The 12,695-nt window shown below is 60.9% G+C and carries 15 protein-coding genes; 2 read left to right on the top strand and 13 right to left on the bottom strand.

The genetic code is table 11. The features are described from left to right. Window positions 1-83: 83 nt before the first annotated feature. From QTL95_RS20310 to grxD, 3 genes are all read right to left on the bottom strand, one after another. Complete coding sequence (locus QTL95_RS20310; protein WP_289721724.1) at window positions 84-1,364, bottom strand: multidrug effflux MFS transporter; 1,281 nt, start codon at window positions 1,362-1,364, stop codon at window positions 84-86. Window positions 1,365-1,399: 35 nt separating this feature from the next. Next, the gene (locus tag QTL95_RS20305) at window positions 1,400-2,605 is read right to left on the bottom strand and encodes a multidrug effflux MFS transporter (protein ID WP_289721723.1); all 1,206 of its coding nucleotides are present in this window, start codon (window positions 2,603-2,605) and stop codon (window positions 1,400-1,402) included. Window positions 2,606-2,741: 136 nt separating this feature from the next. After that, window positions 2,742-3,077, bottom strand: a complete 336-nt coding sequence (gene grxD / locus QTL95_RS20300) for a Grx4 family monothiol glutaredoxin (protein WP_289721722.1) — start codon at window positions 3,075-3,077, stop codon at window positions 2,742-2,744. A gap of 296 nt (window positions 3,078-3,373) precedes the next feature. Here grxD and QTL95_RS20295 point away from each other — a divergent pair, with 296 nt between their 5' ends. Continuing rightward, on the top strand, window positions 3,374-4,537 hold the full coding sequence (locus QTL95_RS20295) for a hypothetical protein (RefSeq protein WP_289721721.1): 1,164 nt from the start codon (window positions 3,374-3,376) through the stop codon (window positions 4,535-4,537). Between the two features lie 4 nt (window positions 4,538-4,541). Here the strand turns inward: QTL95_RS20295 and QTL95_RS20290 are convergent, their stop codons facing one another. The 5 genes from QTL95_RS20290 to QTL95_RS20270 form a co-directional block, all read right to left on the bottom strand. Further along, on the bottom strand, window positions 4,542-4,775 hold the full coding sequence (locus tag QTL95_RS20290; RefSeq protein WP_289721720.1) for a hypothetical protein: 234 nt from the start codon (window positions 4,773-4,775) through the stop codon (window positions 4,542-4,544). A 343-nt stretch (window positions 4,776-5,118) separates the two neighbouring features. Continuing rightward, window positions 5,119-5,352 carry a BolA/IbaG family iron-sulfur metabolism protein gene (locus QTL95_RS20285; protein ID WP_037178555.1) on the bottom strand — a complete coding sequence of 78 codons (234 nt, stop codon included), beginning with the start codon at window positions 5,350-5,352 and terminating at the stop codon, window positions 5,119-5,121. A 19-nt stretch (window positions 5,353-5,371) separates the two neighbouring features. Further along, on the bottom strand, window positions 5,372-7,606 hold the full coding sequence (gene purL, locus QTL95_RS20280) for a phosphoribosylformylglycinamidine synthase subunit PurL (protein WP_289721719.1): 2,235 nt from the start codon (window positions 7,604-7,606) through the stop codon (window positions 5,372-5,374). Between the two features lie 126 nt (window positions 7,607-7,732). After that, window positions 7,733-8,302 (bottom strand): acyloxyacyl hydrolase, encoded by a 570-nt coding sequence (locus QTL95_RS20275; RefSeq protein WP_289721718.1) that lies wholly within the window; start codon window positions 8,300-8,302, stop codon window positions 7,733-7,735. A 119-nt stretch (window positions 8,303-8,421) separates the two neighbouring features. Continuing rightward, window positions 8,422-9,840, bottom strand: a complete 1,419-nt coding sequence (locus tag QTL95_RS20270; RefSeq protein ID WP_289721717.1) for an aminotransferase-like domain-containing protein — start codon at window positions 9,838-9,840, stop codon at window positions 8,422-8,424. Between the two features lie 79 nt (window positions 9,841-9,919). Between QTL95_RS20270 and QTL95_RS20265 the strand changes: the two genes are divergently transcribed. Further along, a complete protein-coding gene (locus tag QTL95_RS20265) occupies window positions 9,920-10,177 on the top strand; it encodes a DUF1127 domain-containing protein (RefSeq protein ID WP_289721716.1) in 258 nt (85 codons plus the stop codon). Here the strand turns inward: QTL95_RS20265 and QTL95_RS20260 are convergent, their stop codons facing one another. From QTL95_RS20260 to purC, 5 genes are read right to left on the bottom strand one after another with little or no spacing between them, the layout of a single operon-like run. Further along, window positions 10,178-10,576, bottom strand: a complete 399-nt coding sequence (locus QTL95_RS20260) for a hypothetical protein (RefSeq protein ID WP_289721715.1) — start codon at window positions 10,574-10,576, stop codon at window positions 10,178-10,180. 48 nt (window positions 10,577-10,624) lie between these two features. Continuing rightward, window positions 10,625-11,296: a phosphoribosylformylglycinamidine synthase subunit PurQ gene (purQ, locus tag QTL95_RS20255; RefSeq protein ID WP_289721714.1), complete on the bottom strand. Its 672-nt coding sequence runs from the start codon at window positions 11,294-11,296 to the stop codon at window positions 10,625-10,627. Further along, window positions 11,293-11,550, bottom strand: coding sequence for a hypothetical protein (locus QTL95_RS20250; RefSeq protein WP_112941606.1), 258 nt, complete (start codon window positions 11,548-11,550; stop codon window positions 11,293-11,295). Before QTL95_RS20250 ends, purQ begins: the two co-directional genes overlap by 4 nt. Window positions 11,551-11,567: 17 nt before the next feature. After that, window positions 11,568-11,810, bottom strand: coding sequence for a phosphoribosylformylglycinamidine synthase subunit PurS (gene purS, locus QTL95_RS20245; RefSeq protein WP_289721713.1), 243 nt, complete (start codon window positions 11,808-11,810; stop codon window positions 11,568-11,570). Window positions 11,811-11,841: 31 nt separating this feature from the next. Then, the gene (gene purC, locus QTL95_RS20240) at window positions 11,842-12,606 is read right to left on the bottom strand and encodes a phosphoribosylaminoimidazolesuccinocarboxamide synthase (protein ID WP_112534929.1); all 765 of its coding nucleotides are present in this window, start codon (window positions 12,604-12,606) and stop codon (window positions 11,842-11,844) included. Between the last annotated feature and the right edge of the window lie 89 nt (window positions 12,607-12,695).

Genomic DNA, 12,695 nt, shown 5'->3' with positions numbered 1-12,695 from the left:
CATATTACGACTTTGGCAGCCGGCCGTCCATCGCAGGCATCGCACCCGGCGCCAAAGGGCGCCGGATGGCTTTTTGTCGATGATCAGAAGTGGCCGGCACCCGGATCGAGCTGCGGGTCGTCGCCCGGGTGGGTGAAGAGCTTGCCGCCCTCGGCCCAGAGTGTGGCGATGATGCTCACCAGGCCGAACAGCGCGAATCCGCCGAAAAGCGGCTGCACCGTGCCGTTGAACAGCTGGCCGACACCGCCGCCCAGGATGGCGCCGAAGGTGGTGGAGACGAATCCGGTGATCGAGGTCGCGGTGCCCGCGAGATTGCCCATCGGCTCCAGGCTGATCGCCGTGAAGTTGGTGGCGATGACAGCGAACATCATCAGCAGGATCGTGAACAGCGCATAGGCAAAAGCGAAGGACGGCGTGCCGCCGAGCGCTTTCAGGAAGCCGATCGCCGCGACGATCGTGAACAGGATCATCGCAACGTGGGAGATGCGGCGCATGCCGAACTTGCGGACGAAGAAGCCGTTGGCGAAGTTGGCGACGGCGATGCCGCCTGCGGTCGCCGCGAAAGCGATCGGCAGCCAGTCGCCGAGACCGAAGACCTCGCCGAACACCTGCTGGACGGAGATGACATAGGCGCTGATAACGGCGGTGAACATCGTCAGGCCGATCATGTAGCCGCAGGTGATCCTGTTGGTCAGAACCGTCTTGAAGCCATCGGCGACGTTGCCGAAGGAAAGCGGGATCCGTTCTTCCTTCGGCAGGGATTCCTTCAGGCGCAGCGCTGCCCAGACAAAGAGGATGGCACCGACAATGCCGAGCAGGATGAAGATCCAGTGCCAGTTGGCGTAGGTGATAATCAACTGTCCGACGGAGGGTGCGACGATTGGCACGATCATGAAGACGATCATGACATAGGACATGACGCGCGCCATTTCACGACCACCGAAGCAGTCGCGAACGACGGCCATGCTGGTGATGCGGACCGCAGCGCCACCAAGACCCTGGACGAAGCGCATGAGCAGCAGCATCTCGAAGCTCCCGGTCGCGGCGGCGCCGAACATGGCGAGTACGTAGACTGCCAGCCCGCCGAGCATGATGTTGCGGCGGCCGAACGTGTCCGAAAGGCTGCCGAAGATGATCTGCGAGACGCCGAATCCGAGGAAGAAGACAGCGATCACCAACTGGGCGTCGTTGGCGTTCGCGACACCGAGCGCGTGGCCCATGGCGGGCAGGGCGGGCAGCATGCTGTCGATCGCCATGGCGATGCTGGCCGTCATGATGGCGATGGTAATGACGAACTCCAAGAATCCCATGCCGATACGGCGGGATCCCAGGTTTTCGGTATGCGGTTTATGAGGCGGCGTCATTTACGAAATCCTGAAAACTGATTATGGCGCCGTCGTCAGACGGCTGGATTATGCGGTTGGAAAAGCTGGCCCTTTTCTGCGATCAGAACAAAAACGAGGCCAATGATGGAGACGGTGAAATAGCCCGCGACCATCGGCAGAGCCGTGCCGTTGAAAGCCTGGCCGATGCCGGCGCCGATCAGCGCGCCGCCGACCGTGCTCATGAAGCCGAGAACAGACGAGGCGGTGCCTGCCACGTGGCCGAGCGGTTCCATGGCGAGCGAATTGAAGTTCGAGCCGATCCAGCCGAACTGGAACATCGCCAATCCGAAGAAGCCGATGAAGAGGAAGAACGGCATCGGATGAGGCCCGAACACAAGTGCCAGCAGCCAGATGGTGTTGATGGTGATGAAGCCGAGCAACGCGCCATGCGACAGGCGGCGCATGCCGAACTTTCCAACGAGGCGCGAGTTGAGGAACGACGACATCGACATGAAAACGGCGACGCCGGCAAAGGCGAAGGGAAAATAGACCCCGAGGTCGTAGATCCCGACATAGATCTGCTGCGCCGAATTGATGAAGCCGAACAGCGAGCCGAAGATGAAGGTGCTGGCGATCGTGTAGCAGAGCGCGACACGGTTGGTCAGAACCAGCTTGAAGCCGCCAAGCACAGACTTCGCCGTGAATGGGCGAGTATTTTCCGGGCGCAGCGTTTCGGGGAGGCGAATATAGGCCCAGCCGGCAATGATGGCGGCCATGACGGCAATGAACAGGAAGATCAGGTGCCAGCTGCCGAACAGCATGATGATCTGGCCGCTGCCTGGCGCGATGACGGGAACGATCATGAAGACCATCATGATCAGCGACATGACCTCGGCCATCTGGCGACCGCCGTAGACGTCGCGGACGATGGAAATCGTGATGACGCGGGTGGCCGCGGAGCCGAGACCTTGGATAAACCTCAGGATCAGCAGGCCCTCGAAGGTGGGGACCAGCGCGCTGCCAAGCGAGGAACAGATATAGATACCGATGCCGGCAAGCAATGGCACGCGGCGACCGAAGCGATCGGAGAGCGGGCCGTAGATAAGCTGGGCGACGCCAAAGCCGAGGAGGTAGGTCGAGACGACGAACTGGCGGTGGTTTTCGCTTTCGACGTTGAGGCTCGCGCCGATCTGCTGCAGCGCCGGCAGCATGATGTCGATGGCCAGCGAATTCACGGCCATAAGAAAGGCGGCCAATGCGATGAATTCGCCCTTGCCCATGGGTCGACGGCCCGCGGACACGGCTTGTGATGAATCTGTCACAATCAAATTCCCATAAACAGGTCAAGGCGCTGTTCAGCACAGCGCCTCGCACTCGAAAATCAGTTTTGGAAACCGGGCGTAGCCCGGTGACCGATCAGGCGGCGCCGCGAACGGTGATGCCGTTTTCCTGCAGGTGCTGCTGCAGTTCGCCAGCCTGGAACATTTCCTTGACGATATCGCAGCCGCCGACGAATTCGCCCTTGATGTAGAGCTGCGGAATGGTCGGCCAGTTCGAGAAGTCCTTGATGCCCTGGCGGATTTCCGAATCGGCGAGCACGTTGATGCCCTTATAGTCGACGCCGACGTAATCCAGGATCTGAACGACCTGGCCCGAGAAACCACACTGCGGGAACTGCGGCGTGCCCTTCATGAAGAGTACGACGTCGTTGGAGTTGATCTCGTTCTGGATGAATTCGTTGATACCGCTCATGGCGCCTATTCCTTTCAACAGGCGGGTTCAAGGCCCGCCGTTTCAATCGTCAAGCTTAGATAGCATGTGACGTGGGGAATTCCAGCGGCAGCCGACAAAAAAGACCATGTCCGCGGTCCGGCCGGAAATGATTGTTGCGCTAACGTTACGCCTTCTACGCATTGGCCCATGTGCCTTTCTCGTTACAATGCTGTCGGCGGGCCACGGCTGCATCCGTTTACCCGCATTCCGCCACAATCTTGGTCGATTGCGGCGCGGCAAGCGCTTATGCCGCGACCGCGGCCAAGAAAGATAATATGCAAGTCATTTCAAAGAGGGTGGTGCTTCACTTCCCTGGCTTCGAGCCACTCGACGGCGCCGCCCACCGTCGTCGCTACGAACGGTCCGCGAAACAAAGCGCCGCCGCCTGGAACTTCAGCACAAATGTCGCTGAAGGCGCATCGGGGAGCTATCCCGAGACGTTCGACGTCGCCGCGAAGGGTGAGGGCTGGGAAACCGTCAGCCGCGTTCATATGTTCGACCACGATGCGCTCGTGAAGGCACTGCGCGCCAAGAGCGTGCCCAATCAAATCCTCGGCGGCTTCGTCAGCGCCGTGCGGATCATCTACGACCGTGGAATGTTCGGCTACTTCCGGCACGCATGGCGGTTCGGCCTGTTCTTCCTGTTTCCATTTCTGATGATGATTCTGGGACTGTCGCTGATCATGACGATCTCGCTCGTTCCGGAGCGGCTGGGACTTGCGCCGACGCATTTCCTCTGGAGCGTGCCGCTTGGCATCGCGTTCTTCGTATTCGTATTCCTGCGTTTCGCCGACCGATTCTATACGCTGCACCTCTTCGCCGACTGGGAGATGGCCGTGGCCATGGGGCGCCTGAACCGTGCGGATTTCAACGAATGGCTCGATCACTGCTGCACCGCGGCGGCGGAAGCGCTGGCTGAGGAGGCGGACGAATATGTGATCTCGTCGCACAGCATGGGCTCGACGGTTGCCGCGCATGTCGTGGGCATGCTGCTCGAAAGAAATCCTGCAATGTTCGATGGCAAGCGCGTGGCTTTCGCGACACTGGGGTCCGCAATCCTGCAGTGCGCCTTGCTGCAACCCGCAACGCAGCTGCGGTCGCGCGTGGGACTGATTGCCGGGAACAACAGTGTCGAGTGGATCGACGTGCAGTGTCTGACCGATGCCATCCACTTCTACAAGGTGCCTGTTGTCGCCGTCTGCGGATATCCGCAGGCCCGGCCGGCGTCGATGATCTTCATTCGCGTCAAGCAGATGCTGAACGCCGCACACTATGAGAAGATCAGACGGGACTTTCTGCGGGTTCACCGGCAGTATGTGCTGGGTCCCGATATGCGCGCGTCGTTCGATTTCACGCTGTTGACCGCAGGCCCGATTTCCGGACATGCATTCGCGCGTCAGGGTTACGCGGATATGCCGAGAGAGTCTGAAGGCGGCTGAGCTGTCAGTCGCCGATGTAGTAGACCGGTTCTCGCGTCAGTTCGCCGTTGCCGAGATGGCGGAACAGTTCGTTGCCCATGACCCAGAAGGCGATCTCGGGCGCACCGACGGGAAATACATATTCGCCGTCGATCCAGTACGCCGCCTTGTTTCCGCCGATCGGAAAGAGGAAATCGCCGCTCTGATAGAAGATCGCCTTCTCAGAAACAGAATCGAAAATATAGCGCAGATTGTCCATGTCTCGCTGCAGCCCCCTCGGCGCACTAATACATGAATATCTACTTTACCGATTCTGTCTATATTGATGGATCGATCAGTCACGGAACATTCGAGGCGACGGCTGACCAAAATTGGGTGGTCACGTGATCTCGTGACAGCAGCGTGACGTCAATCGGCCACCCGAACCCGTTCTAGAATAACGGCGGTCGCACCCGATCCAGCTTTTGACAGGTTTCTGAGCGAATTGAAATAGGTAGCCGGCGAGCGTTGGGAGAATCTTCCGTGGCAGACGGCTTGGGGAGACAATGCTTTGTCCGCCAAGAAAAATGCCCGGCTTTCGGCCGGGCATCGATACTCTCAGGTCAGTCCGGCGCCGATGTCTGCAGCGCCAGGGCGTGCAGGACGCCGCCCATGTTGCCCTTCAGCGCTTCATAGACCATCTGGTGCTGCTGTACGCGGCTCTTGCCACGAAAGGCTTCCGCGACGACTTCGGCGGCGTAGTGGTCGCCGTCGCCGGCGAGATCGCGGATGGTCACCTTCGCGCCGGGGATGCCGGCCTTGATCATGTCTTCGATGTCACCGGGTTTCATAGGCATGATCGTTACTCCTTGCGCATTATTCCGCTGCAGCCAGCGTGCCGCGGCCTTCCATGTAATCAGGGAACCATGATTCATGGGCGTGGCGCAATTGCTGAATCGGCAGCGACAGCAGATCGTCGATGACAAGGGCGTCACCCTCGACGGTGCCGAGGCGACGGAACGGAATGCCGGCGCCTTCCGCATTGGCGCAGACGAAGCTCGCGATGTCGGCCGGAACGGTCAGCACGTAACGGGCCTGGTCTTCACCGAAGAGCAGGGCATGCGGCGCACCCTTGCCCTCGCTGAGATCGACCTTGAGACCCTTGTCCGACGCCATGGCCATTTCGGCCAGAGCCAGCGCGAGGCCGCCCGACGAAATGTCGTGGCAGGCCGTGACCTGGCCGTTGCGGATCGCCGAGCGGACGAAGTCGCCGTTGCGGCGTTCCGCGAAGAGATCGACCTCGGGCGCCGGACCATCGGTGCTGCCAAGGATGTCGCGCAGATAGATCGAGGAGCCGAGGTGGCTGCCGTCGGTACCGATCATGATGATCTTGTCGCCCGGCTTGGCGCCGCCGATGCGGGCCATCGACTTCCAGTCGGGAAGCAGACCGACGCCCGCAATCGTCGGGGTCGGCAGGATCGCGACGCCGTTGGTCTCGTTGTAGAGCGACACATTGCCGGAAACGATCGGGAAGTCGAGCGCGCGGCAGGCTTCGCCGATGCCCTTCACGGCCTGCACCAGCTGGCCCATGATCTCGGGCTTTTCGGGGTTGCCGAAGTTGAGGTTGTCGGTCGCTGCGAGAGGCTCGGCGCCGGTCGCGGTGATGTTGCGCCAGCACTCGGCCACGGCCTGCTTGCCGCCTTCGAACGGGTCGGCCTCGACATAGCGCGGCGTGACGTCGGAGGAGAAGGCCAGTGCCTTGGTCGGGTGGTTCTCGACACGCACGACGCCGGCATCGCCGCCGGGCAACTGCAATGAGTTGCCCTGGATCAGCGTGTCGTACTGTTCGTAAACCCAGCGGCGGCTCGACTGGTTGGCGGAGCCGACCAGTTGCAGGAGTGCCTGACCGTAGTTCTCGGGCGCATCGACGAGGTTGGCCGGAAGGGCCGCGCGCTTGTCGGATTCGCGCCACGGACGGTCATATTCCGGTGCCTGGTCGCCAAGGTCCTTGATCGGCAGGTCGGCGACTTCCTCGCCCTGATGGACGACGCGGAAGCGCAGGTCGTCGGTGGTCTTGCCGACGATCGCGAAGTCGAGGCCCCACTTGACGAAAATCGCCTTGGCGACCTCTTCCTTGGAGGGCTCGAGCACCATGAGCATGCGCTCCTGGCTTTCCGACAGCATCATTTCATAGGCGGTCATCTGCTCCTCGCGCACCGGAACGGTATCGAGATCGAGCAGGATGCCGAGGTCGCCCTTGGCGCCCATTTCGACGGCCGAGCAGGTGAGGCCGGCCGCACCCATGTCCTGGATGGCGATGACGGCGCCCGTCTTCATCAGTTCGAGGCAGGCTTCCAGCAGGCACTTTTCCGTGAAGGGGTCGCCGACCTGAACGGTCGGGCGCTTTTCTTCGATGGATTCGTCGAATTCCGCTGATGCCATGGTCGCCCCACCGACGCCGTCGCGGCCGGTCTTGGCGCCGAGATAGACGACGGGAAGGCCTACGCCCTTCGCTTCGGAGAGGAAGATGCCGTCAGCCTTAGCCAAGCCGGCTGCAAAGGCGTTGACGAGGATGTTGCCGTTGTAGCGCGCGTCGAACTCGACTTCGCCGCCGACGGTCGGTACGCCGAAGGAATTGCCATAGCCGCCAACGCCGGAGACGACGCCAGAGACCAGATGGCGGGTCTTCGGGTGATCCGGCTCGCCGAAGCGCAACGCGTTCATGGCGGCGATCGGGCGGGCGCCCATCGTGAAGACATCGCGCAGAATGCCGCCGACGCCGGTCGCAGCACCCTGGTAGGGCTCGATATAGGACGGGTGGTTGTGGCTCTCCATCTTGAAGACAACGACGTCGCCGTCATCGATATCGACCACACCTGCGTTCTCGCCCGGACCCTGGATTACGCGCGGACCCTTTGTGGGCAGCGTGCGCAGCCACTTCTTGGAGGACTTGTAGGAGCAGTGCTCGTTCCACATGGCCGAGAAAATGCCGAGTTCGGTGAATGTCGGCTCCCTGCCGATCAAGTCCAGAATCCGCTGATATTCGTCCGGCTTCAGGCCGTGGGAGGCGATCAGGTCTGGAGTGATCGGGCGGGTATTGGAAATGGTCATGAGCTCTGCGAAGTCCCTGCCGTTGCGCGATTTCGGTGTCTTTAGCCTAAGTGGGTGCGGCGCGCGACAGAAAAAAGCCTGCTGTTCACAGAGAGAGCAGGCAATCGGACAGGAATTGGCGCTGTCTCAGAATTTGTATCCCACCTGGAGACCGGCGCGCGTCATGCCGTCGTTGGGACCATCGCAAAGATTGGCGTGCGAGGAGTGCGCGACCTGGGCAATGACGTTCCAGTGATTGTCGAAGCGGTAGCCGGCGCCGAGATACTCGTGAAAGAGAAGATGACAGCCGAGATCGGGGCCGTTGTCGTTGTCATCGAGCTCGCCATTGTGCCAGACGCCGCCGAAGCCGGCTTCGGCGAATATCTTTTCGTTGAAATTGACCGTCCAGGCAAAGCCGCCGAAGACCTGCGTCGCTTCCCCTGACGTGCCGATCGAGGTTCCGAGATTTACACGTGGACGGGCCAGTTGTGTCTTCCAGTCGGTCGCGCCACGTTGATCGAAGGGATCGAAGAAGACGGTCACCTCAGGAAACAAGCCGCTTTCGCGACTGTTGCCGTCCTGAATGGAGGCAGAGGCGCCGAAGCGCAGCTCATCGAAAATCTGATCGTCCGCCTGGGCTGAAATCGAGCCGGATGCTGCAAGCGTAAGCGTGAGAGCGGTCAAGGACCAAGCATAGCCAAGCCGTTTCGATGCCATTTTCGATGTCTTTCCATGCGAATCTTTATCGTCTCGGAAAGAGTTAGCACCCTAATCGATTCTCGATGCCCGTTATTTTTCCACGTGCGGTTTAATTTTCGGGATGCGGCATAACTGCATCAAATCTCGCCGTCGTAGCCGGCGCCGCCACTGTCCAGCAGCTGGCGAAGAACCGCGAGGCCGGCAGCCAGATCATCGTTGTTCTTTGGCGAGGAGAAACCGATCCTCACGCGATGATAGACCTTGTCGCCGCGCGTCGTCTTGAACTCGTCCTCGTCATCGATCAGCACGCCGTCCCGATAGGCAGCATTCTTGAAGGTGCCGGAGAGCCACGGGTCGGGCAGCTTGAGCCAGAGGAAGGGCACATGCGGATGGGATGCGAAGTCGTAACCGTCAAGCTGCTGGCGGGCGAGACGCTCGCGCGCGGCAAGTTCGGTGACGCTCGCCTTGCGTATTTCGTGGGCCTGGCCGCTCAGTACAAGACGGGCGCAGGATTCCGCCAGGATGAAGGGCAGGCCGCCGGTGATCATCTTGTGGGTGACCTTGATGCGTTGGGCGAAATGCGGCGGGCAGGCGACCCAGCCGCCGCGAACGCCTGCGGCGACGGATTTCGAAAGCCCGCTGATCAGGAAGGTACGATCCGGCGCAAGCGACGCCAGCAGCGGATTCTCGTCGCCCGTCATGCCACCATAGAGGTCGTCCTCGATCAGCCAGACTCCGTGGCGGCGGGCGATCTCAGCGATCCGTGCGCGACGTTCATGCGGCATCGTCGCCAGCGTCGGATTATGGGCTGTCGGCATCAGGAAGGCGAGCTTGGGATGCTGTTGCAGGCACAGCCGCTCGAAATCATCAGGGAGGACCCCGTGCTCGTCGGAATCCACCGTGATCGTCCGGCGCCCGAGAATGCGGGCGCTGCGGCTTACCTGTGTGTAGCTGAGATTTTCGAAGACGATCTTGTCACCAGGCGAGGACACGGCGGATATCACCGCGAGTGCGGCGGCGTGGGCGCCGAGGGTAGGGACGATGTTCTCCGCCTCGGGCATCCAGTCGTTTCGCGCCAGCCAGCGCCGGCCGGCGTCGTACCAGTTGGGTGGAAACACGCGGGAATAGGAGGAGATCTCGGAAAGCTGCTGCTCGCCGATCTCGGCCAGCACGTGGCCGATGATCCTGCCCTGGCCGAGATCGGGCGCGGCCGTGGTGTCGAAGCGCACCTTGTTGCTCGGCGCCTCGACCGCCCGGGTCCCACCGAGGGCGATGGTCAGAGGATCCACCTGGTTTCCCGGTGCCGTCTCGGCGCGGTCAAGTACATAGGTGCCGCGGCCGACTTCTCCCGCCACTAGGCCGCGCTCATGCACCAGTGCATAGGCGCGTCCGATTGTGCCGATTGTCACGCCAATATCATAGGCAAGGTTTCGCTGCGGCGGAAGCTTGCTGCCGGCAGGCAAGGTGCCAGCCGCAATAGCAGACTCAATGCTATCGGCAAGCCGGAGATAGACCGGGCCGGAGCCTTGCGCGAGGTCGGGAAGCCAATTTGTCATGGAGACAATTCTATAGATTGTCACCCTTTTCGGGTCAAGCCTATGTACAATCCAATTGATGCAAGCCTGGAGATTGCAAATGTCCTCCATTCCGGAGTTCGATGGATCGATTGTACCCGTTCGTGTTGGGGTTCATTTCACCCGACCAGATATACGGACGATACGGCGCGCCGTGGGTGGGTTTCTCTCCGCGAGCTTGAAGAGCTTGGCGATGTGGCAGGCGAAGCGGGCAAGCCGGCGGATTCTGCGCGATCTCACCGATGCCGAACTTGAAGACATCGGCGTCACGCGCGCAGAAGCGCGCGCGGAGGTCAGCAAGTCGTTCTTCTGGGACTGATCAGCCGCAGTTCTTGTTGCCGGACGCCCAGCGCGTGACGTCCTTGGCGATGCGCGGACCGACCGGTTCGCTCATCATCGGGCCGAAGGCGGCAAGCTTCGAGGGATTGCCTTCCGCTTGGACGACCAGCAGCGGCCGGTCTTCGGGACGGCCCTTATGGACGACGAGGATGCGCGGTCGGCCGGAGAAGGAATTCAGCTCCGGCGCCAGACGGTAAGGCCCGAAGGCAGCATCGCCCGACTTGAACCAGCAGGCGTTGGCGCCGAGCGCCACACGTTCCATCGTCGAGAGCGCGCTGCGATCCGGGCCGGTGGCGACCGGTTTCGATTGGCAGGAGGCGACCAGTGCCGCGACCGCGGCAATGGCGAGGACATGTGTCGTAGCGAGGCGAGGACGCATCGATCTTGCTCCAAGGGACGGGATGAATGGCCTCATACGCGGGGAAGGTTAAGCGGCGATTACGTCGAGAGCCGAAGCGAACAGCCCGCGACCGTCGGAACCGCCATGCGCGGCTTCAATCAGGTTCTCCGGGTGCGGCATCATGCCAAGGACATTGCCCTTATCGTTCATGACACCGGCGATGTCGTTCAGCGAGCCGTTCGGGTTGGTACCCTCGGCGTAGCGGAACAGCACTTGGCCGTTGTCCTCGATCTTCGCCAGCGTCTCGGCGTCGGCGAAATAGTTGCCGTCGTGGTGAGCAACCGGGCAGCGGATGATCTGGCCCTTGGCATAGGCGCGGGTGAAATCCGTTTCGGCATTCGCCACTTCGAGCTTGATCTCACGGCAGACGAACTTCAGCGAGGAATTGCGCATCAGGGCGCCGGGCAGGAGGCCTGCCTCGACCAGGATCTGGAAGCCGTTACAGACGCCTAGCACCTTCACGCCCTTGTTGGCCTTTTCAATGATCGCCTGCATGACCGGCATGCGCGCGGCGATCGCGCCGCAGCGCAGATAGTCGCCATAGGAAAAACCGCCCGGAATGACGATGAGATCGACATCGGGGATATCGGTCTCCGTCTGCCAGATCGTGACCGGCGCCTGGCCGGAGATCTTGGTGAGAGCGGCGATCATGTCACGATCGCGATTGAGGCCCGGAAGCTGAACGACGGCGGATTTCATGGGTGTGGTTCAAACCTTGCTTGTGCTTCTGCGAGTTCTCGAAGTTCGAGACGGTTTTCGATGCGTTCGAGGCGTTGGTCGTGACGGTCGAGCACGCTGTAGATGTTGTGAATGTCGTGATGCATGGACACCATCGTTCCGCGCATCGCGTTCATCTCTTCCTTCAATCCGCGCTGGCCGAATTTCAGCTCAGCGATGTCTGCATGCACGCGCTTCAGAAGTTCATACACCAGTTCACTGCTGATTTCAGCCATCGCGGCCTCCGCAACCTTTAGTCGAGAGAAATAGTATAATTCTCGATAACGGTGTTGGCGAGGAGTTTTTCGCACATGGCCTTGATGTCGGTTTCGGCCTTGGCCTTGTCCGTGCCCTCGACCTCGACATCGAAAACCTTGCCCTGGCGGACATGGCCGACGCCTTCGAAGCCTAGCGCACCGAGCGCGCCTTCGATGGCCTTGCCCTGCGGATCGAGAACGCCGTTCTTCAGCGTGACGGTTACACGAGCCTTGATCACTTTTCTTCCCTGCCTTGCTTGAACGGAGTTTTTACTTCACGAGAACCGGACCGGTGCCGCGCACGGGCTCATTCTCGTTGATGATGCCGAGGCGACGCGCCACTTCGGAATAGGCTTCCAGCAGTCCACCCATGTCACGGCGAAAGCGGTCCTTGTCCATCTTCTCGTGCGTCTCGATATCCCAGAGGCGGCACGAATCCGGCGAGATCTCGTCGGCCAGGATGATGCGCATCATGTCGCCTTCGAACAGGCGGCCGCATTCGATCTTGAAATCGACGAGCTGGATGCCGACGCCGAGGAAGAGGCCGGTCATGAAGTCGTTGACGCGGATGGCGAGCGCCATGATGTCGTCGAGCTCGGCCGGGTTGGCCCAGCCGAAGGCGGTGATGTGCTCTTCGGAGACCATGGGGTCATCCAGGGCGTCCGACTTGTAGTAGAACTCGATGATGGAGCGCGGCAGCACCGTGCCTTCCTCGATGCCGAGGCGCTTGGCGAGCGAGCCGGCGGCGACGTTGCGCACGACGATCTCCAGCGGGATCATCTCGACTTCGCGGATCAACTGCTCGCGCATGTTGAGGCGGCGGATGAAGTGCGTGGGGATGCCGATCTTGTTCAGATGGTTGAAAATGAATTCGCAAATGCGGTTGTTGAGGACGCCCTTGCCATCGATGACTTCATGCTTCTTCTTGTTGAAGGCGGTGGCATCATCCTTGAAGAACTGGATCAGGGTGCCCGGCTCAGGACCCTCGTACAGAATCTTTGCCTTGCCCTCGTAAATACGGCGGCGACGGTTCATTGCGATTATTCTCTGTTCTTGGCGCTCTTGGGATAGCGCGAGTGGATATATCTCGTGGCGTCCCCATAAAGGAAAAGCGAGGGTTTCAC

Source organism: Rhizobium sp. S152 (assembly GCF_030380735.1).
Taxonomy (GTDB): domain Bacteria; phylum Pseudomonadota; class Alphaproteobacteria; order Rhizobiales; family Rhizobiaceae; genus Rhizobium.
This window is presented reverse-complemented; position numbering and strand designations above follow the sequence as displayed.

Coding starts and splice junctions, on each gene's coding strand:
- QTL95_RS20310 (WP_289721724.1), bottom strand. CDS start 1,364: ATGACGCCGCCTCATAAACCGCATACCGAAAACCTGGGATCCCGCCGT.
- QTL95_RS20305 (WP_289721723.1), bottom strand. CDS start 2,605: ATGGGCAAGGGCGAATTCATCGCATTGGCCGCCTTTCTTATGGCCGTG.
- grxD (WP_289721722.1), bottom strand. CDS start 3,077: ATGAGCGGTATCAACGAATTCATCCAGAACGAGATCAACTCCAACGAC.
- QTL95_RS20295 (WP_289721721.1), top strand. CDS start 3,374: ATGCAAGTCATTTCAAAGAGGGTGGTGCTTCACTTCCCTGGCTTCGAG.
- QTL95_RS20290 (WP_289721720.1), bottom strand. CDS start 4,775: ATGGACAATCTGCGCTATATTTTCGATTCTGTTTCTGAGAAGGCGATC.
- QTL95_RS20285 (WP_037178555.1), bottom strand. CDS start 5,352: ATGCCTATGAAACCCGGTGACATCGAAGACATGATCAAGGCCGGCATC.
- purL (WP_289721719.1), bottom strand. CDS start 7,606: ATGACCATTTCCAATACCCGCCCGATCACTCCAGACCTGATCGCCTCC.
- QTL95_RS20275 (WP_289721718.1), bottom strand. CDS start 8,302: ATGGCATCGAAACGGCTTGGCTATGCTTGGTCCTTGACCGCTCTCACG.
- QTL95_RS20270 (WP_289721717.1), bottom strand. CDS start 9,840: ATGACAAATTGGCTTCCCGACCTCGCGCAAGGCTCCGGCCCGGTCTAT.
- QTL95_RS20265 (WP_289721716.1), top strand. CDS start 9,920: ATGTCCTCCATTCCGGAGTTCGATGGATCGATTGTACCCGTTCGTGTT.
- QTL95_RS20260 (WP_289721715.1), bottom strand. CDS start 10,576: ATGCGTCCTCGCCTCGCTACGACACATGTCCTCGCCATTGCCGCGGTC.
- purQ (WP_289721714.1), bottom strand. CDS start 11,296: ATGAAATCCGCCGTCGTTCAGCTTCCGGGCCTCAATCGCGATCGTGAC.
- QTL95_RS20250 (WP_112941606.1), bottom strand. CDS start 11,550: ATGGCTGAAATCAGCAGTGAACTGGTGTATGAACTTCTGAAGCGCGTG.
- purC (WP_112534929.1), bottom strand. CDS start 12,606: ATGAACCGTCGCCGCCGTATTTACGAGGGCAAGGCAAAGATTCTGTAC.